This is a genomic window from Halomonas sp. SH5A2 (assembly GCF_014263395.1).
Taxonomy (GTDB): Bacteria; Pseudomonadota; Gammaproteobacteria; order Pseudomonadales; family Halomonadaceae; genus Vreelandella.
On sequence record NZ_CP058321.1, the window covers coordinates 181,002 to 206,978 of the forward strand.

Genomic DNA, 25,977 nt, shown 5'->3' on the forward strand with positions numbered 1-25,977 from the left:
GTAGAATCATCAGGAGCGCACATTAAATGAGCATGCAAGACACTCTGGCGGATATGTTTACCCGTATCCGCAATGCGCAGATGGCCACCAAAGAGACGGTCTCCATGCCGTCTTCCAAGCTGAAAGTGGAAGTGGCCCGCGTGCTGAAAGAAGAGGGCTACATCACCGATTTCACGGTGGCTGAAAGCACCAAGCCCGAATTAACCGTGACCCTCAAGTACTTTGAGGGCAAGCCGGTTATCGACCATATCCAGCGGGTTTCCAAGCCGTCTTTGCGCCGTTATATGGGCAAGGACAACCTGCCTAAGGTCGCCGATGGTCTGGGTATTGCGATCGTTACCACCTCTAATGGGGTGATGACCGATCGTGCCGCTCGCCAGGCGGGTGTTGGTGGCGAAGTCATCTGCACCGTATTCTAGGAGGCTGGAATGTCCCGCATAGCGAAATATCCGGTTAAAGTGCCTGCCGGCGTTGAGATTAAAATCGATGCCGACCAGCTGACCGCCAAGGGCGGCCAGGGCACGCTATCAATGACCATTCACCACGATGTGGTGGTGGGTCAAGAAGATGGCCAGCTGACCTTCGCCCCGAGTGAATCTGCCAAGAGCTGGGCAATGGCCGGTACTACCCGCGCCTTGGTTCAGAACCTGGTGACGGGCGTATCCGAGGGTTTTACACGAACTCTCGAAATTGTTGGCGTCGGTTATCGTGCCCAAGTAAAGGGCCAGACGCTCAATCTTTCACTGGGCTTCTCGCACCCGGTCGACTACGAACTGCCTGAAGGTGTCTCAGCGGAAACGCCGAAAAACACCGTGATCGTGCTGAAAAGCGCGGACAAGCAGCAGCTCGGTCAGTGCGCCGCGGAAATCCGCGCCTTCCGTCCCCCTGAGCCGTATAAAGGCAAGGGTGTTCGGTACGCCGACGAGCAGGTGCGTCGCAAAGAAGCCAAGAAGAAGTAAGGCAGGGTTATGAACGCGAAGAAAGAATCTCGTCTCCGTCGTGCCCGCCGTGCTCGCGCCAAGATCCGCGAGCTGGGCGTGTATCGCCTGTGCGTCAACCGTACCCCGCGTCACATCTATGCGCAGATTATCTCGCCGGATGGTGGCAAAGTGTTGGCTAGCGCATCTACGCTAGACAAAGCACTGCGCGAGGGTGCGACTGGTAACTCGGAAGCCGCCACGAAGGTTGGCGAACTGATTGCCGAACGCGCTAAAGAAGCAGGCATCACCCAGGTGGCCTTCGATCGTGCTGGCTTTAAGTATCACGGTCGCGTCAAGGCTCTGGCCGACGCCGCGCGTGAAGGCGGCCTGGAATTCTAAAGGGTTTTTACGATGGCGAAGAACGAACAGCAAAGCGGTGATCTGCAGGAAAAACTTGTGCAGGTTAACCGCGTCGCCAAGGTGGTCAAAGGTGGTCGTATTTTCGGCTTCACCGCACTGACCGTCGTTGGCGATGGTAAAGGTCGTGTTGGTTTCGGTCGTGGCAAGGCGCGTGAAGTGCCGATCGCGATTCAGAAAGCCATGGACCAAGCTCGTCGCAACATGGTCAAGGTCAATCTTTCAGGCCATACGCTGCAATACCCGGTTAAAGCCCGTCACGGTGCTTCCAAGGTATACATGCAGCCGGCTTCTGAAGGTACCGGCATTATCGCCGGTGGCGCCATGCGCTCCGTACTGGAGCTCGCTGGTGTCCATGACGTACTGGCCAAGTGCTACGGTTCCACCAACCCGGTCAACGTGGTGCGAGCGACTGTGAAAGGTCTCGCTTCCATGCAAGCACCGGATGACGTGGCCGCCAAGCGCGGTCTGTCTATCGAAGCGATCACGGGGTAAGGCACCATGGCAGCAACGATCAAGGTTACCCAGATCCGCAGCACCATCGGCGTTCAGCCCAAGCACAAGGCCACTATCAACGGCCTGGGTCTGCGTCGCATCGGTCATTCGGTTGAGCTGGAAGACACCCCTGCCGTGCGCGGCATGATCCACAAGGTAAACTACCTTGTGCGCGTTGAGGGAGAGTAATCCATGAAACTCAATACCTTGAGCCCGGCAGCGGGCTCTAAACACGCTGCAAAGCGCGTTGGTCGTGGTATCGGCTCTGGTCTGGGCAAGACCGGTGGCCGAGGCCACAAAGGCCAGAAAGCACGTAGTGGCGGTACTGTTAAGCCAGGTTTCGAAGGCGGTCAGATGCCGTTGCAGCGTCGTCTGCCGAAGTTTGGTTTTACCTCGGCCAAGTCGATGGTCTCGGAAGAAGTTCGCCTAGCTGAGCTGGCCCAAGTGGCCGGCGAAGAGGTAACGCTCGAGACGCTGAAGCAGGCAAACGTGCTGAAGGATGCAACGCTACACGCGAAGATCATCCTTTCTGGCGAACTGAAAAAAGCGGTTACCGTTCGCGGAATCAAGGTCACCAAAGGTGCCCGTGAAGCGATCGAAGCCGCTGGCGGCAAGGTAGAGGACTAAATGGCCAAGTCAGGAAACATGCCGGCGATGGGCAGCGGTCTGAGTGAACTGTGGGCGCGTTTGCGCTTCGTGCTCCTCGCCATCGTGGTGTACCGTATTGGTGCCCACATTCCCGTTCCCGGTATCAATCCTGACCAGCTTGCTGCCTTGTTCAGGGAGCAACAGGGCACCATTCTGGGCATGTTCAACATGTTCTCAGGTGGTGCGCTGGAGCGCATGAGTGTCCTCGCCCTGGGCATAATGCCCTATATTTCGGCGTCGATTATCATGCAGCTGATGACTGCGGTCTCTCCCCATCTTGAACAGCTCAAGAAGGAAGGCGAGGCCGGCCGCCGCAAGATTAGCCAGTACACCCGCTACGGCACGGTGCTGCTGGCGTTTATTCAGGCTGTCGGTATGTCTGTCGGTCTGGCTAGCCAGGGTATCGCGTACACCGCTGACTTCAGCTTCTATTTTACCGCCGTGATTACGTTCGTATCGGGCGCGGTATTCATGATGTGGCTAGGTGAGCAAATTACCGAAAAAGGCATTGGCAACGGTATTTCGTTGCTGATCTTCGCCGGTATTGTGGCTGGGCTGCCCAGTGCGGCAGGTCAGGCGTTTGAATTGGCTCGCAACGAAGGGGCCTGGAACGTACTGCCACTGTTAGCGCTATCGGCACTGGGTATCGCGACTGTTGCGTTCGTGGTGTTCATTGAACGCGGTCAACGCCGCCTTAAAGTGAATTACCCGCGACGCCAGGTCGGCAACAAGATGTATGCAGGGCAAAGCAGCTACCTGCCACTGAAAGTGAACATGGCGGGTGTTATTCCGGCCATCTTCGCTTCCAGTATCCTGCTCTTCCCGGCCTCGATTGGCCAATGGGTTGGGTCAGGCGAAGGTATGGAGTGGTTGCAGCGTGCTTCGCAAGCATTAGGCCCCGGCCAACCGCTTTACATCTTGCTTTTTGGGGCGGCAGTGGTATTCTTCTGCTTCTTTTACACAGCGCTGGTCTTCAACCCCAAGGATGTGGCTGACAATCTGAAAAAGTCAGGTGCTTTCCTGCCGGGTATTCGTCCTGGCGAGCAGACCGCTCGCTATATTGACAAGGTCATGACGCGTTTAACGTTGTTTGGTGCCTTGTACATCACTGCGGTTTCCCTGATGCCCCAGTTCCTGATCGTAGCGTGGAACGTGCCGTTCTTCTTTGGCGGTACCTCGCTGTTGATCGTGGTAGTGGTCATCATGGACTTCATGGCCCAGGTGCAGTCGCATCTCATGTCGCATCAATATGACTCAGTGATGAAGAAGTCCAACCTGAAAGGCTACGGTAGTGGCGGCATCATGCGCTAAGGCGCCTGCCGTCCGTATTGGAGAGAACGATGAAAGTTCGAGCTTCCGTAAAGAAAATGTGCCGTAACTGCAAGATCATTCGTCGCAATGGCGCAGTCCGCGTCATCTGCATCGAACCGCGGCACAAGCAGCGCCAGGGTTAATTGCCTGGTCTGTATTAAGCGGGTGCCGGCATACCCCTTGCCTTCGGGTGTACAAAGGGGGTATGCTGTTGCGCCTTTTAAAGATGATTAACGAGCAAGCCGCTCAAATTTCGGAGTAAGCTGATGGCCCGTATTGCAGGCGTCAATATCCCGGACAACAAGCATGCGGCGATCTCGCTGACCTATATCTTCGGGATTGGCCGTACACGTGCAGAGCACATCTGTGTTGCTGCCGGTATCGCGCCGACTGCCAAGATCCAGGACCTGTCTTCTGACGAAGTCGACACCCTGCGTTCTGAAGTTGGTAAGTACACCGTAGAGGGCGACCTTCGTCGTGATGTTACGCTTAATATTAAGCGTCTCATGGACTTAGGTTGTTTCCGTGGTCTGCGTCATCGTCGTAGTCTTCCGCTGCGTGGTCAGCGGACTAAGACTAACGCGCGTACCCGTAAGGGCCCGCGTAAGCCGATCCGCAAATAACACGCAGGCTCTTTAATAGAGAGTCGGCGTAAAGACAGGAATAGACATCAACATGGCTAACCCGCGTAGTAACCGTAAAAAGGTTAAAAAGCAGGTAGTGGATGCCGTAGCGCATATCCATGCCTCTTTTAACAACACGATCGTGACGATCACAGACCGCCAGGGCAACGCTCTGTCATGGGCGACTGCCGGTGGTTCGGGTTTTCGTGGTTCTCGCAAGAGCACCCCGTTCGCTGCTCAAGTGGCAAGTGAACGTGCAGCAACGGCTGCAGCCGAGTATGGTGTGAAAAATGTCGACGTGCTGGTCAAAGGCCCAGGACCCGGTCGTGAATCCGCCGTGCGCGCACTGAATGCCGCCGGCTTCCGCGTGCAAAGCATTATCGACGCGACGCCCATCCCCCATAATGGCTGCCGTCCGCCGAAGAAACGCCGCGTTTAAGGAGACAGATTCATGGCTCGTTATATTGGACCGAAGTGCAAACTGTCTCGTCGTGAAGGCACCGATCTCTTTTTGAAGAGTGGCGTGACTCCCTTCGAGAAGAAGTGTAAATCCGAGCAGATTCCGGGTGTACACGGCCAGCGCCGTCAACGTCTTTCAGACTACGGCTTGCAGCTTCGCGAGAAGCAAAAAGTGCGTCGTATGTACGGCGTACTCGAAAAGCAGTTCCGTAACTACTACAAAGAAGCCGCTCGCCTGAAAGGCGCGACCGGTGAAGTTTTGTTGCAGTTGCTCGAATCCCGACTGGATAACGTCGTCTACCGTATGGGCTTCGGCTCGACTCGCTCTGAAGCGCGTCAGCTGGTCAGCCACAAGGCGATTAGCGTGAACGGTCGCAGCGTTAACGTAGCTTCCTACCAAGTGAAGCCGGGTGACGTTGTTTCCATTCGCGAAAAGGCGAAGAACCAGGCTCGCATTCAAAACGCGTTGTCCATTGCGGCCAACCGTGGTGATGTGGCGTGGATCGAAACCGACGCCAAGAAGATGGAAGGCACTTTCAAGGCTCTGCCTGAACGCGGTGACCTGTCTGCCGACATCAACGAAAACCTGATCGTCGAGCTGTACTCCAAGTAAGCAGTTTTCTGTTTCTTGTCGACTTGGTGCCGGTCTAACGCCAGCGCCAGGTCGTACCGAGTATCAAGTATCCGTTTGGCAGCCTGAAAGGTGTTCATATGCAGCGTTCAGTGACAGAGTTTCTCCGTCCTCGTGACATCAAGGTCGAAGAAATCAGCGCACATCATGCCAAAATCGTTCTCGAACCGTTCGAGCGCGGCTTTGGTCACACCCTGGGGAATGCACTGCGTCGCATTCTGCTTTCATCCATGCCCGGCTGTGCCGTGGTAGAGGCTGAGATTGCGGGTGTCGAGCACGAATATAGTGCTCTCGAAGGGGTGCAGGAAGATGTCATTGAAATCCTCCTGAACTTGAAAGATGTTGCGATCAAGATGCACAGCCGCGATGAGGCGGTGCTCTCGCTGAACAAGCAGGGCCCAGCCGTCGTCACCGCTGGCGACATTGCGCTTGATCATAGCGTCGAAATCGTCAACCCGGACCACGTCATTGCGCACGTCAATGAAGGTGCCGAGCTGAAGATTCAGCTTAAGGTAGCGATGGGTCGTGGCTACGAACCGGCTGACGCCCGTGGCTCTGATGAAGAGTCCCGTGCTATTGGCCGCCTGCAGCTGGATGCTACCTTCAGCCCTGTCCGCCGTGTTTCCTACGCGGTCGAAGCTGCTCGTGTCGAACAGCGGACCGACCTCGATAAGCTGATTATCGACTTGGAAACCGACGGTACCCTGGATCCGGAAGAGGCTATCCGCCGCAGTGCGACCATCCTGCAAGAGCAGCTGGCCGCCTTCGTCGACCTGGAAGCAGATAAAGAGCAGGAAGTCGAAGAGGAAGAGGATCACGTTGATCCGATCCTATTGCGCCCCGTAGACGATCTTGAGTTGACCGTTCGCAGCGCGAACTGCCTGAAAGCCGAGAATATCTATTATATTGGTGATCTGATTCAGCGCACTGAAGTTGAGCTGTTGAAGACCCCGAACCTCGGTAAAAAGTCCTTGAATGAAATCAAGGATGTATTGGCGGCGCGCGGCTTGTCCCTCGGCATGCGGTTGGAAAATTGGCCGCCGGCTAGCCTGAAGGACGACAAGGCCTCCGCGTGAGTGTCGACTCGAGTCCCAGTTTGGTAAGGAATTACAACCATGCGTCATCGTAAGAGTGGTCGTCATCTGAATCGTACCAGCTCGCATCGGCAGGCCATGTTCAAGAACATGTCTGTCTCGCTGGTCGAACATGAAGTTATCAAGACAACCCTGCCCAAAGCCAAGGAGCTGCGTCGCGTTATCGAGCCGCTGATCACCTTGTCTAAGCAGGATAGCGTTGCCAACCGCCGTTTGGCATTTGCCCGCACGCGCTCTAAAGAAGCCGTCGGCAAACTGTTCAACGAGTTGGGTCCGCGTTACGCCGAGCGTCCGGGCGGTTACGTCCGTATTCTCAAGTGCGGTTATCGCACCGGCGACAACGCGCCTATGGCATTCGTTGAGCTTGTCGATCGTCCGGTGGTTGAAGAGGCCGTTGCAGAAGAGTAATTCGCTTTTGCTGCACCTTTTCAATACCAAAACCGACCCCTTGTGGGTCGGTTTTTTTATATCGCCGTATAAGCCGTTCAACGTATATACTCAGGGCATTAGCCTGAGACAAAGGCAAGTATCGTGGTGGTATAAAACAAAATGTTAGGGGGACGTATGATAGCGAGACAATGTCGGCGAGGCGCATCCATCAGAGCAGCATCGCTTTTGATAGGGATGTTGTGCATTGTTATGGCACTGCCTCTTCAAGCGGCTAACCCCCGCTATGCCGGTATGGTGGTCGACCTCGATGAAGGCGAGGTACTGTATTCGGAAAACGCGGATGCGCGTCGCTACCCAGCCTCGCTGACCAAGATCATGACCCTCTATCTGGCCTTTGAAGCGCTTGAAGAAGGGCGATTGCAGCTGGATCAGCCGCTGCCGGTATCGTCACAGGCGGCGTCCATGCCCGCAACAAAGTTATGGCTGTCCCCTGGCAGCTCGATTCTGGTCGATGAAGCCATTCGGGCGCTCGCCGTGCGCTCAGCCAATGACGTAGCGGTCGTCATGGCGGAGGCGTTGGGTGGTAGCGAACGTCGCTTTGCCCAGTTGATGACCGAAAAAGCCCGCGAGCTGGGGATGCGCAATACCACCTTCCGCAATGCCTCTGGGCTTCCCGATGACCGGCAGATTACGACAGCACGCGACATGGTCACGCTTGCGGTTCGCGTGATGCAGGACTTCCCTGACTATTATCATTATTTTGGTCTGCAGGCGTTTACTTATCGCGGCACCCGGCACACTAGCCACAACCGACTGGTACGTGACTATCCCGGTGCAGATGGCCTGAAAACCGGTTTTATCCGTGCTTCAGGCTTCAACGTGATCACCACGGCCAAGCGCGGGGATCGTCGCTTGATGGCCATCGTGATGGGTGGCTTTACCGCCCAGTCGCGGGATAAGCACATGGCCAATCTGCTGGATCGAAGTTTTACTCGTGCTGCCCTTCTGGATAAGTCTAACTGGATGGCCGACCTTGATTTTTCTGCCGAATACATGGCCTTTGCGCCAACACCTTCACACACGCCCACACCTTCGCCGACGCCAACACCCGCACCGGTTGAATCATCACCCGTGGTGGCGTCTTACTCGCCTGAAACTGCCCCGTTCGAGCCGCCTAACGCAGCAACGCAAGACCCTGAGCCGCAAGCGGATCCGTTGCAGGCCTTTATCGACCGTGAACGTGCCATGGCGTCTCGTGCGGCAGGTGGCTGGGGTATCCAGGTGGGCGCTTTCAGTCAGGAAGATCAAGCCCAGCGCTATGCACGTGAAGCCGCCAGGTACTTGCCCCGCGACCTCGACGGTCAGGTGGCGATAGACACCTCGGTAGGCCAAAGCCCGATATTTCGCGCCCGGCTGATGGCGCTGGAAGAGCAACAGGCGCGCCAGGCATGCGAACAGTTGCGCTCGCGGGGAATGGACTGCATGGTCGTCAATGCAAGCCTATAGCGCAGAAAAGTGCCAAAAACCCCGCCAAAGGCTTTTTGGCGGGGTTTTTACTTTTTAGGTAATTAATTTTAGCTAGGCAATAAAAAAAGGAGACTGCGGTGACGACGTCGCTGAAAGGCATACTCTGCATGTGTACGGGCGTGCTGTTCCTGGCACTGGGGGACGCCGTCTCCAAGTGGTTAGGTGAGGTGCATTCGCCACTGCAGATCATCTTCTTTCGGGCGCTGGTCTCGCTACCGCTGATTGCCCTGCTTGCCCACTTTGCCGGTGGCTTGCGCAAGCTGCAGACCCGGCGCCCGGGCGTGCATTTGTTACGCGGGTTGATCTATACCGCCACCATGGCCTGTTTCGTATGGGGTTTAACGCTATTACCGCTGGCCGAAGCCACGGCGATAGCCTTCGTCGCGCCGTTGTTTGTCACCGTGCTGTCGGTGCCGTTGTTAGGAGAGCGTATTGAACCACCGGTGCTTATTGCCTCACTGGTGGGGTTTGTCGGCGTGTTGATTATTGTTCGTCCTAATAGCGATGCCTTTCAACTGGGCGCCCTGGTGCTGGTGGGGGCGGCACTGTTCTATGCCCTGATGATGATTACCGCACGCCGCTACGGGGGCCGTGAGCACCTTTGGGCGATGCTGTTCTACATGACTTCTGTGCCCTTGGTGGTGACGGGGCTGACCTTGCCTTGGGTTTGGCAGACGCCGCTGCCCTGGCACTGGCTGGGGTTTTTGGCGTCTGGCGTGCTGGGTGTGGGCGCGACGGCGTTTATTACCCTGGCGTTTCGTTTCACGCCGGCGGCGATAGCTGCCCCGTTTGATTACACCGCCATGCTCTGGGCAGTGCTGCTCGGCTGGTGGTTCTGGGGCGAACTGCCCGACCTCTGGGTATGGGTAGGCAGCGCCTTGATCATGGCGAGCGGCCTGGCGATTGCCTATCATGACCGGCGTACCACCTTGAAGCGCCGCCCAACCGCCTAGTGCCGGCTATTATCGCTGGAAGGCGCGAGCTGCCGCCTCGGGGTCGGGCTGCCCGCATATCGCAGAGATGACCGCCAGCCCGTCAGCGCCGGCTCGCCGTATCGCATTCACGTGGCTGGCATTAAGCCCGCCGATCGCCACGCTGGGTAGCGGGCAATCCTTGATCAAGGAGGCAAGGCCGCCAAAGCCTATCGGTTGGGCGTGATCCTGTTTGCTGGGAGTGGCAAAAATCGGCCCGATGCCAACGTAGTCAAGCTGATCTGTGGGCGCGTCATGAAGTTGCTCCACGGTGTTGATCGAGAGCCCCAATATGGCCTGTGGCCCCATCGCGGCCCGGGCCTGGCGAACCGTGGTATCGCTCTGACCGACATGCAGCCCATCGGCCTGGCTGGCAAGGGCCACCTCAAGGCGATCGTTGATGATCAACGCCACTCCGCTGCCGGCCAGGAGGGCTTTCAGGCGCCGCGCCTGGTCGATCATCTGCGCATCGCTTGCCTGCTTGTCGCGCAGTTGCACCATGCTGACACCGCCGCGGACAGCCTCTATGACGGTACGCTCGAGGCCATGGTGCTGGCAAAGCGTCGCGTCGGTGACCAGGTAGAGTGACAGATCAAAGGACATCGCTGACCTCCCGCCGGGCGAAGTGGTTAAGCTCATCAGGGGTGAGCTGATAAAGCGCATCCAATAAGGCAACGTAAAAGCTGCCCGGCCCCTTGGCGGTCTCCCCGGCACGTTCACCGGCTGCCGCAAAGCACGCCACGGCGGCACTGCTGGCATTTAGCGGCTCGTCCGGGTTGGCGGCGACAAACGCGGCTACCAGCGCGCTAAGCCCGCAGCCTAACGTCGTGACTCGGGGCATCAAAGGATGGCCGCCATTGATCGTGTAGCATGCTTTCCCGTCGGTTACTCTGTCCCGTTCTCCGGTCATGGCGACGATACACTGTTGCCGCTCGGCCAATGCCATGGCGGCCGTTATGGCATCGTCGGTCGACGCGGTGGCATCAACCCCTCGGCCCTGGTGGGCCAGTCCATTGAGCGCCAGTATTTCAGAGGCGTTGCCACGAATGACGCTGGGCTGAAGGGCCAACAGGTCTGCGCAGACCGTCTGGCGATAACGGGTCGCACCGACGGCGACGGGGTCCAGCACCCAGGGCGTGTTGTGCTCGCGTGCCGTGCGAGCGGCAAGCAGCATGGACTCCGCCCAGGGCGATGAAAGCGTCCCGATATTGACCGACAGCGCATCGGCTAGCGCGACGAATTCAGACACTTCCTGGGTGGCATGCAGCATGGCAGGTGACGCCCCGGTGGCCAGCAGCACATTGGCAGTGCTGTTCATCGCGACATAATTGGTGATGCAGTGAATAAGCGGAGTGGCATCGCGCAGCGCCGTCAAGCTGTCGCCAAAGGTGGGGATAGTCATGGAGTCCTCCCGGCAGGGAGGTGGTGACAGGGCACCACGACTCCCTACGCCGGTATTAGCCGGTTCAGGTTATAAGGGTGCTTCTCAGCCCGTTCTATGACGAGCGCCCCTGTCGTTGAACATACTATCCGTGGCTTTGGCGGGTCTGTAAAGCCCTGGAGAGGCTCGTTTAACGAAACGAGATACGTGTGCCGTAGGCGAGCATTTCATCTGGCGTCATGGCTTTCCCCTCAACGCCAATCATTTCGTCCCCGCACTGATCGGCAAAGGTAAGTACACCATGGGTCAAGCCTAATGCACCCAGGGTATCGCGGATTTCGCCAGTACCCAGAAAGGTGCTGACATGCCCCTCGGCATTGGATAAATCAGACACCCCATTGGCGTGGTGAAAGCGGACCTTATAGATGCCGTCCATTGATTCAACCTCCACAATCGGCGAGAAGCCGTTGCGGAGCGCCTGGGAAAGCTGCTTCAAGGTGATGTGATCGCCAAGGGTCATATCAATCGAGGTCATGACCTACTCCTTTGGGATACCCGTCCGGTGGGGATCAACTGATGAGGTGTATAAAATTTATAATGGAAGTGTAGGATGTTTGCACAGAATATCCAAGGCGCAACCCCATCAATGCACGGCGTCCAGGGCGTGCTGGCGTAAAGTGTCCAGGCCGATGATGTCGAGGGTTTTCTGGTTAGTGCCGGATAAGACGACGGGAGGTGCCAAGCCCACCTCGGCGGCTTCCAACCAGCGTGACGCGCACAGACACCAACGGTCGCCGGGCTGCAGGCCGGGAAAGCCAAATTCAGGCCGTGGTGTTACCAAGTCGTTGCCCTGCGCCAGCGAAAAGGCCAGAAACTCTTCCGTCAGCATGGCGCATACTGAGTGAACGCCCACATCATCCGCTCCCACACGACAAAATCCATCGCGGTAAAAGCCGGTTTTGGGGTCATGGCAGCACGGGGTGAGCGGTTCACCCAGCACATTGAGATCGCGGGCCATAAGGCCTCCTTAGCGCAAGGGCTGGTATTTTGTCAGACTGCCCTCATGATGAAACGATAGACACCGATCATCTTGGTGAGCCATGAGGGCGAGTCACGATGTTTGTTAAAGACTCTTGTTAAAGACTCTTGTTAAAGACAGTTGTTAAAAACTGTCGTTAGAGGCTATTGGTACAGACTGTCTCTAAAGACTGGTAGCCAGGATTCTACAGCCTTGTACAAAGTAACCGATACGTCAAAGGAGATAGCGCATGTCGTTCCAAGGTGAGCAGCATCCAGGGGTTGCCCCTGCACCCAAGCAAACCCAGGGATTCCGCCTGAACCACACCATGTTGCGGGTCAAGGACCCCGAGCGTGCGCTGGCGTTTTATTCACAGGTGTTTGGCATGCAGGTGATGCGTCGGCTTGATTTTGAAGAAATGCAATTCTCACTCTACTTTCTGGCTAATCTGGAAGACGGCGATCAAGTTCCTGAAGAAACGCAGGCAAGAACCGCCTGGACATTCAGCCAGAAGGGCCTTTTAGAGCTGACCCACAACTGGGGCACGGAAAACCAGGACGGCTTTGCCTACCACGATGGCAACGCGGAGCCTCAGGGGTTTGGCCATATCTGCTTCAGCGTGCCCGATCTGACGGCGGCGCAGGCGTGGTTTGACGAGCACGACGTCACCTTCGTCAAGCGTGCCGATCAGGGCAAGATGCAAGATGTGATTTTCGTTAAAGACCCGGATGGCTACTGGATTGAAGTGATTCAAGCGGATCTGATGGCCGGCAAGGGCGATTAGCATGGCGCATTTGCTGTTTCGTCTGCGCCACGTGACCGACGAAGAAGCCATGGAGGTCCGTCAGTTACTCGATGCCCACGGCATGGATACTTACGAGACACAGGCTGGCTTCTTTCGACTGGGCGTAGATGCCATCTGGCTGCGTGATTTAAGCCAGCTTGAGGACGCCAATGCGCTGATGGCCGAGTATCAGGCCGAACGCCAGGCGCGGGCCAGGCAAGAACACCACGAGGCGCTCGCACGGGGCGATGCGTCCACCCTATGGCGGCGTTTTAGTGCCCACCCCGTGCAAATCACGCTGGTGGGCGTCGCCATCGTATTGCTGGTGGCGTTAACGCTGTTGCCCTTTCTGGCACTAGGCTGAATCGTCCTGCACAGGCGGTAGGTGGCCGCGTTTGAGATACATCTGCACACCGTTTTCCCCGGCTGTGAGGGTCAGCGCCATGCCGCTGGGGTAGCGGCACCAACTCCCGGCGGTGTATTCGCGGTCACCGTCGCTCAGGGTGCCCTCCAGCACGAAAAACTCAAGCCCACCCGCTAGCACCGGATACTCAATGGCCTGACCAGCCTCCCAGTGTTCCAGGCTGACCCGCTCTTGTTTAAACGTGTGTAGCATCTTGTAGCTAATGCCAGGGCGACGGTCCGGTTGCCAGGGCAGGCGGTGGGCAGGGACGGCAAGCTGCAACTCATCGTTTTGGTCGAACTGGTGCAGCTTGACCAGTATCAGCGCGCCTTCATCGCCAATTTGCGGCGTATGGCCGGTACCGATGGGGTTTCTTAAGTAGCTGCCAGCGGCATAGCGGCCATACTCGTCGGCAAACACGCCCTCCAGCACTAAAATCTCCTCGCCGCCCCCGTGGATATGCGGGTCAAACTGGCTATTGGGGGCGTAGCGGACGAGGCTGGTGGCGCGCGCGACTTCGTCGCCAATACGGTCGAGCATCATCCGTTCGACGCCAGCGCTGGGCGAGGTCACCCAGCGGTAATCTTCCGGTGTCACACAGGCAAAGCGGGTAAAGTCGGCGTTTAAACGCATGGGGCTGACTCTTGCAGGCAAAGGAAGTGGTGCTAGTCTCCTTATCGACAGCGAAAAATGCAACTTTCGCTGATGCCGTTCCTGCACTCAGCGCCCGTCGGTCAGCGCGGTAAGGAGTTGATGAGCCGCCTCGATGCGCGCCTGATTGGGGTAGTTGCGGTTTGCCAGCATCACGATACCGATCTGCTCGCTGGGCACAAACGCCACATAGCCGCCAAAACCATTGGTGGAGCCGGTCTTGTTGTAGAGCGCTTGCTGCCGAGGGGCCAGCGGTGGGCTCAAGCGGCTGACGGGATTGGCCTCGAGTATCATTTCGAGCGAATTGCCCTGGATAAGCTCATCAAGGGCGACCGGGTAGGCGTAGCTTTCCCAACCCAGCCCCTGGGTCATATTGCCGACGTCAAAGTAACCCGTGCGCGTAGTCGCCATGGCTTGGCTGAGTGATTCATCAAGCCCGGCAGCGTCCATATTCGCTTCCACAAAGGTCAGCACGTCTGCCGCGGTCGATTTCAAACCGTAGGCCTGGGCATCCAGCATGCCAGGATTCACCCTGATCGGCTCGTCGTCTTGAGAGTAACCGTAGGCGTAATGCGGCTGTTGCGTGTCTGGCACCTGGTAATAGCTGTTCTCAAGCCCTAGCGGTGCGAACAGGTCTTCCTGCATTAACGTCTCGAACCGCTTGCCAAGGCTTTGCGCGGCGAGATAACCGAACAGACCCATGCTCGGGTTGGAGTAGAGGCGATGGCTACCGGGAGTTGATTCAGGCTGCCACTGGCGATAATAGCCCACCATGGCCGCTTCATCTTGCACCGCTTCCGGGAATTGCAGAGGAAGCTCACCTGCTGTGTAGGTGCCCAGTTCCAGCAGGGTGACCTCATCGAAGGCGCTGTCTTCAAGGGCCGGCAAGTGCTGGCTGGCCGAATCAGAAAGCGACAGGGTGCCATTGGATGCCGCATAAGCCGCCAGCGTAGCGGTAAAAATCTTGCTGACGGAACCAAGCTCGAACAGCGTCTCTTCGGTGACCGGGGTTTTCGCTTCCAGATCGGCAACGCCATAATTAAAGTAATATGGCTGGCCGTTGATGCTAATCGCGACTGACATCCCTGGAATACGGTGCTCGGCCATGAGCGAGGTGATCGTGTCGTCCGTCAGTGCCTCAATATCTGCTTTGTCAGCGTCTTCAAGCGCCCAGGCAGTGCTGGCGAAAAGAAGCGAACCTGTCATGATAAAGCCGGCTTTTGCTGCTAATATCCTGTGCATACCTAGATCCTGTTGCCGTTGTGAATGAAAGTGTGAGTGCCCGTTGGCTGGGCGCTATCGCCAGCCGGTATAGGCTTAAGATACGGTGGGCACGCGTGGGTGACAAACAGTGATATTTTGCCCAAGCCATTAGAAAAATTAGGGGGTCTGGATGGCACGTTCTTATCTGCCGTTAAACGCGCTGCGTGCCTTTGAGGCGTCGGCGAGGCATTTGAGCTTTACCGGGGCAGCGGATGAGCTTTGTGTCACCCAGGCGGCCGTTAGCCACCAGGTCAAGCTGCTTGAAACGCAACTGAAGGTACCGCTGTTTAAACGCTTGCCCCGAGGGCTGATGCTGACACAGGAGGGTGAGCGGCTGTTGCCGGTGCTGAATAGCGCCTTTGACCAGATGGCGCACACCCTGGATCGGATAGGCGAGAGCGGTTACCGGGGAGTACTGCATGTGGGGGTGGTGGGGACCTTTGCCGTCGGTTGGCTATTGCCACGTCTGGATGATTTTCAGCAACAGTACCCGTTTATCGACCTGCGCCTTTCCACCCATAACAATCGCGCCGAGCTAGCCGCCGAGGGCCTCGACTTTGCAATCCGCTTTGGCACCGGGGCTTGGCACGGTACCGCCGCGCAGCCCTTATTTCCGGCGTCGCTATCGGTAATGTGCATTCCGGAGATAGCGGCTCGTCTCAACACGCCAGCCGATGTACTGGGCGAGACCTGGTTACGCTCCTATCGCGCTGATGAATGGACTGAATGGCTACTGGCGGCAGGATTACCCAGTAGCTATCCGATGACCAAAAGCATTGTGTTCGACTCATCCATCGCGATGGTGGAAGCGGCCTTGCAAGGAGCAGGGGTGGCACTGGCGCCACCGCGGATGTTTCCCCGTCAACTGAGCAGCGGCGCATTGGTACAGCCTTTTAACACCGCCGTCAGTTTGGGCGGCTACTGGCTGACGCGCCTGCAGACACGCACCGAAACTCACGCCATGGCGTGTTTCCGAGCATGGCTGCTCAAGGCAACCAACGCCTGAGCAGCGCTTGTTGATCCGGGCCGATCAGTGGCTATGCTCGCTGTGGTCATGATCGTGGTCGTGAGAATGACCGTGATCATCATGATCCGTCTCACTATGGCCGGGTTCAGCTAACGCATCGTGGAGCGTTTTGGCATTGTGGCGCATCATGCCTAAGTAAGTACTTGCTTCGCCTTCGCTGCTCAGTGCATCCGCATATAGCGTGCCAGCCACGCTCAACCCGGTTTCTTCTGCCAATTGATCAAGCACCGACTGATTGGTCATGTTTTCATGGAACAGCGCCTCGACATTCTCTTCTTCAATAACGTCGATCAGCTCGGCCATGCTGGCCCCGCTAGGGTCGGCTTCCGTCGAAAGCCCAACCGGTGACAGAAAACGCACGCCGTAGGCATCAGCAAAGTAGCCAAACGAATCGTGGCCGGTAATCACACTGGTAGAGCCAGGGATCTCGTCAATCAGCGCGCGGATTTCTTCATCGGCCGCTCGGATCTCGGCCAGGTAGCGCTCAGCATTGTCCTGATAAGCCTTGCGATTGTCGCCATCGGCTTCGATCAAGCCATCACGGATATTCGCGACATAGGTTTCGGCGCGGGCTAGGTCCTGCCAGGCGTGCGGGTCATCATCGCCATGGGCGTGTTCAGCGTGACCGTCTTCTTCATGCCCATGATCGTCGTGTCCATGGTCGTCGTGAGCGTGATCGTCATGACCGTGCCCGTGATCGTCGTGGTCATCGTGGCTTGACCGGTCTAGTGGCTCAATGCCCGCGGTTGCCGTCACCAGCGCCCCGGTGTAATCGCTGGAGTCGATCAAGCGCTCCATCCAGCCTTCAAACAGCAGCCCGTTGAACACCACCAGGTCCGCATCAGCCAGCGCTCGCGCGTCACCCGGGCTTGGGGTATAGACGTGAGCATCACCGTCGGCGCCGACCAGCGAGGTCACCTCGACGTGCTCGCCGCCTACTTCTTCGACCATATCGGCCAGTATCGAAAAACTGGTGACCACCTGAACACGTTCAGACGCCATGGCGGCGGGTAACGCCAGCAGGGCTGATACGCCAACCAGCCAGCGGGAAGGGTGCAATTTCATGTCATCGCTCCTGTGGAAATACAACGGGCCACGCCCGAACGTTAAGTACTCGGCTCGGCCGGTAGCGGCGCCGTTTTACGCCGCCACCGTGCCGCCAAACTGTGATAACGGCCGAACAGGGCAGACAACAGATAGCCACTGCCGGCCAGCAGAATAATGCTGGGGCCTGAGGGAATATCGAGATGGAACGACAGCAACAGCCCGCCGGTGCTGGCAATCATCGCAAGCGCCACGGCAATGCCGATCAAGCCCTCCAGGCGCTTGCTCCAGAAGCGCGCCGACGTGGCAGGCAGCATCATCAGGCCTACCGCCATCAGCGTCCCCAGGGTTTGGAACCCGGCAGTAAGGTTGAGCACCAACAGCCCCAAAAACACGCTGTGTACCCAGCCGCTTCGGCGGCTCTGGCCGCGCAGAAACAGCGGGTCCAGGCATTCCACCACCAGGGCGCGGAAAATCACCGCCAGGGTCAGCACAATCAGCGTGCTCATCCCGGCGATCAGCAGCAGCGCGGTGGAGTTGATCGCCAGAATCGAACCAAACAGCACGTGGGTCAGGTCGACGCTGCTACCACCAATGGAAATCAGCATCACGCCAGCAGCCAGTGAAATAATGAAAAAGCTCGCCATGGCCGCGTCTTCGCGCTGGCCGCCCATCTTGGAAACGGCCCCGGCAAGCAACGCCACCATGACACCAAACAGCACGCCGCCGATGCTCATGACCGGCAGTGAAAACCCGGCCAGCAAAAAGCCTAATGCAACCCCGGGCAGAATGGCGTGGGCCATGGCGTCGCCAATCAGGCTCATGCCGCGCAACACCAGAAATACCCCAAGCGTGGGTGCCGCCAACGAGAGCGCGAGACCACCGACCACTGCCCGGCGCATAAAGCCGTAATCGAAAGGCGCGATAAACCAGGCATCAAGCAGTGCCAGCATGTTGACCTCCCAGCGTGAACGGCACCACTTCCGCGGGGGCGTGCTGGTGCGTCAGGGCGCTTGGCGAGACCCAGCGACCGTGACCGCCGTTGAGCATCAGCACCTCATCGGCCAGGCGGCGCAGGTGGTCCATATCGTGCAGCACCAAGATCAGGGTTGCCCCGTCGTCGGCCATCTGGCGCAAGATGCGGATCAGGATATCCACCGTCTCGCTATCCACGTTGGCAAACGGCTCGTCGAGCAGTAACAGCTCGGCTTCCTGCATCAGCGTACGGCCGATCAAGGCGCGCTGGCGCTGGCCGCCGGAAAGCTCGCCCAGCGGGCGGTGCGCCAGATGCGAAATGCCCAGCCGCGCCATGATCTCGCGACCCTTGCGGTAATGCGACGCGCAGTAGCCTTTCAGCGCCCCATGGCTCGGCCAACTGCCGGTCATTACCAGCTCTTCCACGCTCATCGGGAAGGTCAGGTCCAACGCCAACTGCTGCGGCAGCCAGGCGCGGCGTTCCTTGGGCACGGTGCAAACCACCTTGCCGCTGATCGGGCGTAACTCACCCATGATGGCTTGAATCAGGGTGCTTTTGCCCGACCCGTTAGCGCCAATCAACGCGGTAATCGCCCCGGGCTGAAAGTCGCCTTCCACATGCTCAAGCACCGTGCGGTGCCCCTGAGCCAAATGCAGGTTGTGCAACTGCAGCCGTGCTAGTGAACGCTGACTCATAGCGCCCACCCGTTAGCCCACCACACCATCAACCAAAGCACCAGCAAGGGCACCGAGACCGACAGCAGCCGCCGCAACGCCGACAGCGACATCAGCGAAAAATGGCAAGGGCCTTCCTTGTTGTGGCGATGCGAATGCTCACTCATTAAGCCGACCTCGTGAATAATCGAATAGGTTATAACATAACGATGGCAAAGCCAAAAATTTGCCGCATATTCTACGCGCTCAGCGGCGCAGGGCAACGCTAATCATGCCGCGATGCCATCAAATCAGGCTAGGGTGGATTCTGGGTTGGCGATGTATGACGAAGGTCAATGGTGTTTCGTTATAAAGAATGATTAGATAAATGAAACGACAACCAGGAGCGCCGCATGGATGACTTTTCGCCCAATGATTTAAAAACCATTCTTCATTCCAAGCGCGCTAACCTCTATTACCTGCAGCACTGCCGGGTGCTGGTGAACGGTGGCCGGGTGGAGTACGTCACCGATGAGGGCAGCAAATCCCGCTATTGGAATATCCCCATTGCCAACACCACCTCGATACTGTTGGGCACCGGCACCTCGATTACCCAGGCGGCGATGCGCGAGCTTGCTAAAGCCGGTGTGTTAGTCGGGTTTTGCGGCGGCGGTGGCACGCCGCTGTTTGCCGCCAATGAGGTGGATGTAGACGTTGCCTGGCTGACCCCGCAGAGCGAGTACCGGCCTACGGAGTACCTGCAATACTGGGTGCGCTTCTGGTTTGACGATGCAAAACGCCTGGATGCCGCCCGCGCCTTTCAGCAAGCCCGCCTTGCCCGTATAGAAGCCCTGTGGACAAGCCGCGTGATGAAAGACGCAGGCTTTAGCATCTCCACCGATCACCTGCACAGCGCTCTGAACCACCATCGCGAAGCGATCAACAAAGCCCCCAGCACCGTTGATTTGCTCACCTTGGAAGCGCGGTTAACCAAAACGCTGTTCAAGCTGGCGGTGAATGCCGTTGATTACGGCGACTTCACCCGTGCCAAGCGCGGTGCAGGCACCGACCCCGCCAACCGCTTTCTCGATCACGGCAACTATTTAGCCTACGGCTTGGCGGCGACCGCTACTTGGGTGCTGGGTATTCCCCACGGGCTTGCGGTACTCCACGGCAAAACCCGCCGGGGCGGCTTGGTCTTTGATGTGGCGGACTTAGTGAAAGACGCGGTGATTCTGCCCCAAGCGTTTATTTCTGCCATGCGTGGCGATGAAGAGCAGGAGTTTCGCCAAGCCTGCATCGAGCGCTTAACCCGCACCGAATCCCTCGATTTCATGATCGACACGCTCAAGGAAGTTGCTCAGGAGTTGGGGCAAGAGCTGGGGAGCGGCGAATCATGAATGTGCTGCTGATTTCCCAGTGCAACAAGAACGCCCTTAAACAAACCCGCCGCGTCCTTGATCAGTTTGCCGAACGCCGCGGCGACCGTACCTGGCAAACACCGATCACCCAAGCCGGGCTGGATACCTTGCGCAAACTATTGCGTAAAACCGCCCGCAAGAATACCGCCGTTGCCTGCCACTGGATTCGAGGCCACGACCACAGTGAGCTGCTGTGGGTGGTGGGGGATGCCGCCCAGTTCAATCTCAATGGCGCAGTACCGACCAATACCACTGCCCGCGATATTCTGCGCCGTCAGGATGAAAACGACTGGCACAACGGTGAAGATATTCTCCTGCTCACCGCCCTGGCTGCGTTACTGCATGACCTGGGCAAAGCCTGCGATGCCTTTCAGCAGCGGCTCAAAGGCAAGCTGGAAGGGCGCAATTTATATCGTCATGAGTGGGTATCGTTAAGGCTATTCCAAGCGTTTGTGGGGAGTAACGACGACGCCACCTGGCTGGCGCGACTAGCCGAAGGCGACTATCAAGAGCAGGACTGGCTGAAAGGCGTCGAACGCGACGGATTGGATAACACCACGTCGGCGGTGTTTAGCGACCTACCACCGCTGGCGGCCGCGCTGGGGTGGCTGGTGCTTAGCCACCACCGCCTGCCGTTAAAACCGCCGGACAAAGAGGATGACGCCCCAAGGCGCTGGGGGCGAGGGAGCACTAGCCTGCAAGCAGAGCAGCTTCCCCAGTTATTTGAGTCCATCAATGCTGAATGGAACGAGATTCCCGAGACGCAAGACCCTAAACGAATTGCGCCCTATTGGCAGTTCAAGGGTGGATTGCCCGTTAGCACGCCCCGCTGGCGCGAACGCGCCACTAAACTGGCAAGGCGGTTGCAGGCACGGCTAAAAGCAGATCGTCATTGGCTGGAAAGCCACTACGTCATGCACTTGGCGCGGCTAAGCTTAATGCTCGCCGACCACCACTACTCAAGCCTGGAAGACCCCCAGCATCGCGTGCGTGGCGAACCCAGCTATCCGCTGGTTGCCAACACCGTGCGCAAAACCGGCAAGCCCAATCAGCCGCTTGATGAGCATATCCTGGGCGTGGAAAAACACGCCGCTACGATTGCGCGCGCGCTGCCTAGCGTCGACAGTCACCTGCCGCGTTTAGCGCGCCATAAAGGTTTTCGTAAACGCAGCAGTCACCCGCGCTTTCGCTGGCAGGACAAAGCCTTTGACCTGGCCCAATCACTTAGAGAACGCAGCCAACGACAAGGCTTTTTTGGCATCAATATGGCTTCCACCGGCTGCGGCAAAACCCTGGCGAATGGGCGCATTATGTACGCGCTGGCTGATCCTCAGCAGGGCGCACGCTTTAGCATTGCGCTTGGGCTACGCACGTTAACGCTGCAGACCGGTCAAGCCCTTCGCGAGCGTTTGCACCTGGGGGAAGATGAACTCGCTGTTCGCGTGGGCGGTAGCGCTAATAAAACGCTATTTGAGCACTACGAACAAGAAGCCGAAGCCAGCGGTTCAGCGTCTCAACAGGCGCTGATCGAAGAAGACGCCCACGTGGTTTTTGACGGCAACTTCGATAACCATCCGGTGCTGCGCCGCCTGAATAATGAACCGGGCACCCGCGCCCTGATCGCCGCGCCCATATTGGTATGTACCGTTGACCATCTGGTGCCCGCTACGGAAAGCACCCGTGGCGGACGGCAGATCGTGCCCATGCTGCGGCTAATGAGCAGCGACTTAGTGCTCGATGAAATCGACGATTTCGATATCAACGACCTGCCCGCGCTTGCTCGATTAGTGAATTGGGCGGGGCTGCTGGGCTCGCGGGTACTTCTTTCATCCGCCACCTTGCCGCCAGCGCTGGTCGAAGGGTTGTATGAAGCCTACCGCAGCGGCCGCGAAGCCTTCCAGCGCCACCGTGGCGAGCCGGGTTTGGCGGTGGATATCTGCTGCGCCTGGTTCGACGAGCACGACCGTCAGCATGAAAACTGCGCCAGCAGCGAGGCCTTCAAAGCAACGCATCACGCCTTCGCCAAACGCCGGTTAGAACGCCTAGCCGCTAGCCCGGTGCGCCGCCGTGGCGATGTTTTAGCGTTGCCAGCGTTGGGTAAACGGCCAGAAGAAATAAGGCCCGCGGTTGCAGCGCTGCTACGCGAGCATGCGCTGGCGCTGCACCAGCGGCACCACTCCGTTGATCCTCACACCAGCAAACGCGTCAGTTTTGGCCTTATTCGCATGGCCAATATCGACCCCTTAGTGGATGTGGCCAGGGCGCTGTTCCAGCAGGGCGCGCCGGAAGGTGTGCGCATTCACCTCTGCGTTTACCACTCCCGCCACCCACTGGTGATGCGCTCGGAGATCGAGCGCCGGTTGGATAAAACGCTGCAACGCGCCGAGCCAGAGCGCGTGTTTCAGCAGCCCGATATCCGCCGCCTGCTCGATAGCAGCGAAGAAAACGACCACCTGTTTATTGTGCTGGGCTCGCCGGTCACCGAAGTGGGCCGCGACCACGATTACGACTGGGCGATCGTAGAGCCTTCTTCCATGCGCTCGATTATCCAGCTAGCGGGGCGCGTACGTCGCCATCGCGGGCAGGCCTGCGAAGTGCCCAATATTTTGCTGTTAGAGACCAATTTAAAAGACCTTGAGCGGCCGGGCGAACCTGCTTTTCATAAACCAGGCTTTGAAACAAACGCTACCTGGCGTCTCAAAAACCACTCACTTAACACCTTGTTAACGCCGGATGAATACCAGGTGATTGACGCTCGCCCCCGCGTGCTGGCGCGGGAAACGCTGCACGCCACAGAAAGTCTCGTCGATCTGGAGCATGAGCGGCTGCATCAACTGATGATTGAACAGCCCGCTGAACCGTTAACCAAAAAAGAGATCAGGCTTGGCAAGCAGCCCAAGCCGCCACCGCTGGGGGCCTATAGTTGGTACGCCGTGCCACAGGTGCACTTAACCGGTGTATTGATTCAGCGTGATCCATTTCGCAAGCAGCTCGAACCTGAAATAACGCTAGCGCTGATGCCCGATGAGGGAGGCGAAACCTGGACGTTGCACCGCGTAGACGATGGCGCAAGGCGGGGTGAAAAGCTCTACGTTCCAGTGGAGGAGAGCCTGCTGGTGCGGGTGGATCTTGCAAAAGAGCAGGGCGAGCGGATTCAACCCTGGGGCGCCAGTGACTACTTAACAGCATTGGCTGACTTGGCCGAAGACCTGGATATCTCCTTGGATCGCGCCGCCCGAACCTTCGGCACGGTAACGGCCTCGGCTAGAAACCAACGCTGGGGATATCACCCGGTGTTGGGGTTTTGGCGGAGCAAATGACGTTAAGCATGCTCGTTAATATCTGCGAGCGTTTCACGTGCAAGTGCTTGTATGCCACAAGAGCCTCAGCGCTGTCATTCGCAAGCCAGGAAAGACTGGGGAAATCAGAGCATAAGCCTACAAATTGTTGATCTTCTTCAGACCAAAGAATACTAAAGATGTGGTCACTGTGATTTATCATCATTTCTATGCCAACAGAGTGTGATAACCAAAGGGAAAACGTATGGCAGATAATAGCAGAGCAGCGGAAATTCGCTCTGGGATTGAAGCCTTCTTAAAAGAGCGCTTCGATACCAAAGCGGAAAAGCTAGCTCCCGATGACCCGAAATACCAGGCACTGGTTGAGCAGTTCCAGTTCGATACCTGGATCAACGATGCGGCAAGGCGCGTTGGTCAACTGCAAGTTGTTACCCACTCCCTCAAGCCTATCCACCCCGATGCCAAAGGCTCCAATCTTTACGCACCACCTGAATCGCTAAACAACCATCGTCTTGTCGGCAGCCACGTGCTACCCGCTGATTTTGCGGGCGATGTTGTTGGGAACGCCGCAGCCTTGGATGTTTATAAGTTCTTGAAGCTGCAGTTCGAGGGAAAATCGCTTCTTGAGCGTGCGCTAGAAAATGATAGCGAGTTTGCCAAAGCATTAAGCGATAACCCCGAACAAGCCCAGGCGTGGTTAAGCGCCTTTGCTGCGATTACCGAACCGCGTGGCGAACATGCTTCACATACCCGAGGCAAACAGCTCTATTGGCTGGTGGGTGATGAGGCCTTGGAAAGTGAAGACTTCCATCTGCTAGCTCCACTCTATGCCACCTCGCTGGCCCACCGCGTATTCCAAGCCATTAACCATGACCGCTTTAGCGAAGAGGCTAAAGATACACGTAAAGCCAAGCGGGAAGGCAAATACGCCGAGCAAGCCGTGCACAGCTACCCCAATTTAGCTGCACAGAAAATGGGCGGAACCAAACCACAAAATATCTCGCAACTTAACAGCGAGCGAGGCGGTAACAACTACTTATTGGCATCACTCCCGCCCAGTTGGAATGTCCGTGATATTCGCCCACCGCTGAAAGTAGCATCGGTTTTCTCCCACCCAGGCGTATTTGGCAGCCGCTCAGAAGTGCGCTCCCTTGTTAAAGACCTCAAGCGTTTTCTGGAGACCAATCCTTCCACCGATATGCACACCCGCGATTTACGCGATGACTACACTGCCATGCTGATGGATGAGTTGGCGCTATTTGCCATGCAAATGCATAGCCTGCCAGCCGGTTGGAGCGACGATGAAAAATGCGAATTGGTCACTGAAGAAGCCTTCTGGCTAGACCCTGGCCGAGCCGAGGAAGATGCCGCTTTTCGTGAAGCACGAAATAGCGTGGAGTGGGCCGATGACATTCGCCACCGTTTCGCTAGCTGGCTGAATGCTGCTTTGGGTGAAAAGCTCCCATTAGGCGATGTGGAGTTTCGCCGCTGGCAGAAAACACTGGAGAAAGATGCGACTCATCAACGCCTGCAGGATCGTGACCGCCACTGGATGGAAAGCCTAATGGAAGACTTAGCCAACCTACCAGGAGGTGATGACGATGAGTGAAGTGAAAAATCTCCTGGTCCTGCCGCACCTGCGGGTACAAAACGCCAACGCGATTTCGAGCCCAATGACCTGGGGTTTTCCTGCCATGAGTGCCTTTGTGGGATTGATGCACGCTCTGGAGCGCAAGCTCTATGCAGCAGGTATCAACGTTTCGCTCGGTAACGTCGGTGTTATTTGCCACGATTTTGACGCCCAGGCCACAGAGGGTGGCTACATTCGAGGCTTTCATCTGACCCGTAATCCAGTGGATAAAACGGGCGGAACGGCAGCCATTGTAGAAGAAGGGCGCATCCATCTGGATATCACGCTGATCTTCGCGATTGATACAGCGGCGGCAGAAAGTGAGCGCGAGCGCATTGCCGAAAAAATCGGTGAGATAGTGGCGGGCATGCGCATTGCCGGTGGCAGCGTCATCCCTAACCGCGCTGTGCCTAGCCATAAGCAACGCCCGCAATGGGTCACGCTTGATGGCGATGAAGAAAAACGGCAAAAGCAGTTCGCGCGTCTGAAGCGGCGCTGGTTACCGGGCTTTGCGCTAACGCTGCGCGATGACTACCTCGCCGAGCACCACCAAGCGCTGCAACAGCAAAACCCGGAGGCCAATTTGCTGGATGCGTGGCTAGACCTTTCACGGCTCAATCACCACTGCACCCTGGAAAATGAAGGTGAATCCAACGAGAAGCCCGTTTGGCAGGTGCAGCGGCCCTATCGCGGCTGGCTAGTGCCTATCCCCGTAGGTTACGGCGCTATTTCTGAACTTTTCCCGCCCGGAGAAGTGGCCAATGCCCGCGATGCCAAGACCCATTTTCGTTTTGTTGAAAGCCTCTACTCCATTGGCGAATGGGTCAGCCCCCACCGCATGAAGCAACCTGAAGACCTGCTTTGGTACGTTGATAACGACGAAGAAGCGGGACTCTACCGACTCAACAACGATTACCACCTTCGCGCCTCAGCACAGTAAA

The 25,977-nt window shown here is 57.4% G+C and carries 32 protein-coding genes and 1 riboswitch; of the genes, 22 read left to right on the plus strand and 10 right to left on the minus strand.

Translation table 11 applies throughout. The features are described 5' to 3' along the window. Positions 1–26: 26 nt before the first annotated feature. From rpsH to HXW73_RS00955, 15 genes are all read left to right on the plus strand, one after another. Positions 27–419: a 30S ribosomal protein S8 gene (gene rpsH, locus HXW73_RS00885; protein WP_066318553.1), complete on the plus strand. Its 393-nt coding sequence runs from the start codon at positions 27–29 to the stop codon at positions 417–419. Between the two features lie 9 nt (positions 420–428). Further along, entirely contained in the window at positions 429–959 is a 531-nt protein-coding gene (gene rplF / locus HXW73_RS00890; RefSeq protein ID WP_186254476.1) for a 50S ribosomal protein L6, read from the plus strand. A gap of 9 nt (positions 960–968) precedes the next feature. Then, complete coding sequence (gene rplR / locus HXW73_RS00895; RefSeq protein WP_066318549.1) at positions 969–1,319, plus strand: 50S ribosomal protein L18; 351 nt, start codon at positions 969–971, stop codon at positions 1,317–1,319. 12 nt (positions 1,320–1,331) lie between these two features. Then, positions 1,332–1,832 carry a 30S ribosomal protein S5 gene (rpsE, locus tag HXW73_RS00900; protein WP_186254477.1) on the plus strand — a complete coding sequence of 167 codons (501 nt, stop codon included), beginning with the start codon at positions 1,332–1,334 and terminating at the stop codon, positions 1,830–1,832. Positions 1,833–1,838: 6 nt separating this feature from the next. Continuing rightward, the gene (gene rpmD, locus HXW73_RS00905) at positions 1,839–2,021 is read left to right on the plus strand and encodes a 50S ribosomal protein L30 (RefSeq protein WP_186254478.1); all 183 of its coding nucleotides are present in this window, start codon (positions 1,839–1,841) and stop codon (positions 2,019–2,021) included. Between the two features lie 3 nt (positions 2,022–2,024). Then, entirely contained in the window at positions 2,025–2,459 is a 435-nt protein-coding gene (gene rplO / locus HXW73_RS00910) for a 50S ribosomal protein L15 (protein ID WP_186254479.1), read from the plus strand. Then, on the plus strand, positions 2,460–3,791 hold the full coding sequence (gene secY / locus HXW73_RS00915; RefSeq protein WP_186254480.1) for a preprotein translocase subunit SecY: 1,332 nt from the start codon (positions 2,460–2,462) through the stop codon (positions 3,789–3,791). A gap of 29 nt (positions 3,792–3,820) precedes the next feature. Continuing rightward, positions 3,821–3,934, plus strand: coding sequence for a 50S ribosomal protein L36 (gene rpmJ, locus HXW73_RS00920; RefSeq protein WP_009099023.1), 114 nt, complete (start codon positions 3,821–3,823; stop codon positions 3,932–3,934). Positions 3,935–4,057: 123 nt separating this feature from the next. Next, on the plus strand, positions 4,058–4,414 hold the full coding sequence (rpsM, locus tag HXW73_RS00925) for a 30S ribosomal protein S13 (protein ID WP_066318529.1): 357 nt from the start codon (positions 4,058–4,060) through the stop codon (positions 4,412–4,414). Between the two features lie 52 nt (positions 4,415–4,466). Further along, complete coding sequence (gene rpsK / locus HXW73_RS00930) at positions 4,467–4,853, plus strand: 30S ribosomal protein S11 (protein ID WP_027337525.1); 387 nt, start codon at positions 4,467–4,469, stop codon at positions 4,851–4,853. 12 nt (positions 4,854–4,865) lie between these two features. Continuing rightward, the gene (gene rpsD / locus HXW73_RS00935) at positions 4,866–5,486 is read left to right on the plus strand and encodes a 30S ribosomal protein S4 (protein WP_186254481.1); all 621 of its coding nucleotides are present in this window, start codon (positions 4,866–4,868) and stop codon (positions 5,484–5,486) included. A 98-nt stretch (positions 5,487–5,584) separates the two neighbouring features. Next, a complete protein-coding gene (locus HXW73_RS00940; protein ID WP_186254482.1) occupies positions 5,585–6,580 on the plus strand; it encodes a DNA-directed RNA polymerase subunit alpha in 996 nt (331 codons plus the stop codon). 39 nt (positions 6,581–6,619) lie between these two features. After that, positions 6,620–7,006 carry a 50S ribosomal protein L17 gene (rplQ, locus tag HXW73_RS00945; protein ID WP_074397824.1) on the plus strand — a complete coding sequence of 129 codons (387 nt, stop codon included), beginning with the start codon at positions 6,620–6,622 and terminating at the stop codon, positions 7,004–7,006. 231 nt (positions 7,007–7,237) lie between these two features. Then, positions 7,238–8,494, plus strand: a complete 1,257-nt coding sequence (locus HXW73_RS00950) for a D-alanyl-D-alanine carboxypeptidase (protein ID WP_240538679.1) — start codon at positions 7,238–7,240, stop codon at positions 8,492–8,494. 98 nt (positions 8,495–8,592) lie between these two features. Further along, positions 8,593–9,468 (plus strand): DMT family transporter, encoded by an 876-nt coding sequence (locus tag HXW73_RS00955; RefSeq protein ID WP_240538680.1) that lies wholly within the window; start codon positions 8,593–8,595, stop codon positions 9,466–9,468. Positions 9,469–9,477: 9 nt separating this feature from the next. On the opposite strand, the gene thiE is transcribed toward HXW73_RS00955, so the two are convergent. The 4 genes from thiE to HXW73_RS00975 all read right to left on the minus strand — a co-directional run bounded on the left by thiE (position 9,478) and on the right by HXW73_RS00975 (position 11,885). Beyond that, positions 9,478–10,089, minus strand: a complete 612-nt coding sequence (gene thiE / locus HXW73_RS00960; protein ID WP_186254484.1) for a thiamine phosphate synthase — start codon at positions 10,087–10,089, stop codon at positions 9,478–9,480. Then, the gene (gene thiM / locus HXW73_RS00965) at positions 10,079–10,888 is read right to left on the minus strand and encodes a hydroxyethylthiazole kinase (protein ID WP_186254485.1); all 810 of its coding nucleotides are present in this window, start codon (positions 10,886–10,888) and stop codon (positions 10,079–10,081) included. The genes thiE and thiM overlap by 11 nt, the downstream gene beginning before the upstream one ends. A gap of 24 nt (positions 10,889–10,912) precedes the next feature. Beyond that, a riboswitch (TPP riboswitch) is annotated at positions 10,913–11,009 on the minus strand. Positions 11,010–11,057: 48 nt separating this feature from the next. Beyond that, positions 11,058–11,402 (minus strand): hypothetical protein, encoded by a 345-nt coding sequence (locus HXW73_RS00970; protein ID WP_186254486.1) that lies wholly within the window; start codon positions 11,400–11,402, stop codon positions 11,058–11,060. Positions 11,403–11,510: 108 nt separating this feature from the next. After that, on the minus strand, positions 11,511–11,885 hold the full coding sequence (locus HXW73_RS00975) for a DUF2237 family protein (protein ID WP_066318507.1): 375 nt from the start codon (positions 11,883–11,885) through the stop codon (positions 11,511–11,513). Between the two features lie 250 nt (positions 11,886–12,135). Here HXW73_RS00975 and gloA point away from each other — a divergent pair, with 250 nt between their 5' ends. Both gloA and HXW73_RS00985 read left to right on the plus strand, forming a co-directional pair. After that, entirely contained in the window at positions 12,136–12,669 is a 534-nt protein-coding gene (gene gloA / locus HXW73_RS00980; protein ID WP_186254487.1) for a lactoylglutathione lyase, read from the plus strand. A gap of 1 nt (position 12,670) precedes the next feature. After that, positions 12,671–13,033: a DUF6164 family protein gene (locus HXW73_RS00985; protein WP_186254488.1), complete on the plus strand. Its 363-nt coding sequence runs from the start codon at positions 12,671–12,673 to the stop codon at positions 13,031–13,033. Here the strand turns inward: HXW73_RS00985 and HXW73_RS00990 are convergent. Together HXW73_RS00990 and ampC are read right to left on the minus strand one after the other, a co-directional pair. Continuing rightward, the gene (locus HXW73_RS00990; protein ID WP_186254489.1) at positions 13,025–13,705 is read right to left on the minus strand and encodes a cupin domain-containing protein; all 681 of its coding nucleotides are present in this window, start codon (positions 13,703–13,705) and stop codon (positions 13,025–13,027) included. The two genes, HXW73_RS00985 and HXW73_RS00990, sit on opposite strands and share 9 nt — an antisense overlap. Positions 13,706–13,792: 87 nt before the next feature. Beyond that, positions 13,793–14,965: a class C beta-lactamase gene (gene ampC / locus HXW73_RS00995; RefSeq protein WP_186254490.1), complete on the minus strand. Its 1,173-nt coding sequence runs from the start codon at positions 14,963–14,965 to the stop codon at positions 13,793–13,795. A gap of 151 nt (positions 14,966–15,116) precedes the next feature. Between ampC and HXW73_RS01000 the strand changes: the two genes are divergently transcribed. Beyond that, entirely contained in the window at positions 15,117–15,992 is an 876-nt protein-coding gene (locus HXW73_RS01000) for a LysR family transcriptional regulator (protein WP_186254491.1), read from the plus strand. 24 nt (positions 15,993–16,016) lie between these two features. Here the strand turns inward: HXW73_RS01000 and HXW73_RS01005 are convergent, their stop codons facing one another. Genes HXW73_RS01005 through HXW73_RS01020 form a run of 4 tightly spaced genes read right to left on the minus strand, consistent with a single transcriptional unit; the run spans position 16,017 to position 18,874 of the window. Further along, positions 16,017–17,078, minus strand: a complete 1,062-nt coding sequence (locus HXW73_RS01005; RefSeq protein WP_186254492.1) for a metal ABC transporter solute-binding protein, Zn/Mn family — start codon at positions 17,076–17,078, stop codon at positions 16,017–16,019. Positions 17,079–17,119: 41 nt separating this feature from the next. Then, positions 17,120–18,010, minus strand: a complete 891-nt coding sequence (locus tag HXW73_RS01010) for a metal ABC transporter permease (RefSeq protein WP_186254493.1) — start codon at positions 18,008–18,010, stop codon at positions 17,120–17,122. Further along, complete coding sequence (locus tag HXW73_RS01015; protein ID WP_186254494.1) at positions 17,994–18,728, minus strand: metal ABC transporter ATP-binding protein; 735 nt, start codon at positions 18,726–18,728, stop codon at positions 17,994–17,996. Before HXW73_RS01015 ends, HXW73_RS01010 begins: the two co-directional genes overlap by 17 nt. Next, complete coding sequence (locus HXW73_RS01020) at positions 18,725–18,874, minus strand: hypothetical protein (protein WP_186254495.1); 150 nt, start codon at positions 18,872–18,874, stop codon at positions 18,725–18,727. Before HXW73_RS01020 ends, HXW73_RS01015 begins: the two co-directional genes overlap by 4 nt. 225 nt (positions 18,875–19,099) lie before the next feature. Here HXW73_RS01020 and cas1f point away from each other — a divergent pair, with 225 nt between their 5' ends. The 4 genes from cas1f to csy2 all read left to right on the plus strand — a co-directional run bounded on the left by cas1f (position 19,100) and on the right by csy2 (position 25,976). Continuing rightward, positions 19,100–20,086, plus strand: a complete 987-nt coding sequence (gene cas1f, locus HXW73_RS01025; RefSeq protein ID WP_186254496.1) for a type I-F CRISPR-associated endonuclease Cas1f — start codon at positions 19,100–19,102, stop codon at positions 20,084–20,086. Then, a complete protein-coding gene (cas3f, locus tag HXW73_RS01030) occupies positions 20,083–23,427 on the plus strand; it encodes a type I-F CRISPR-associated helicase Cas3f (RefSeq protein ID WP_186254497.1) in 3,345 nt (1,114 codons plus the stop codon). Before cas1f ends, cas3f begins: the two co-directional genes overlap by 4 nt. Before the next feature lie 223 nt (positions 23,428–23,650). Next, positions 23,651–25,015 (plus strand): type I-F CRISPR-associated protein Csy1, encoded by a 1,365-nt coding sequence (gene csy1 / locus HXW73_RS01035; RefSeq protein WP_186254498.1) that lies wholly within the window; start codon positions 23,651–23,653, stop codon positions 25,013–25,015. Next, entirely contained in the window at positions 25,008–25,976 is a 969-nt protein-coding gene (gene csy2 / locus HXW73_RS01040; protein WP_186254499.1) for a type I-F CRISPR-associated protein Csy2, read from the plus strand. The genes csy1 and csy2 overlap by 8 nt, the downstream gene beginning before the upstream one ends. Position 25,977 lies beyond the last annotated feature (1 nt).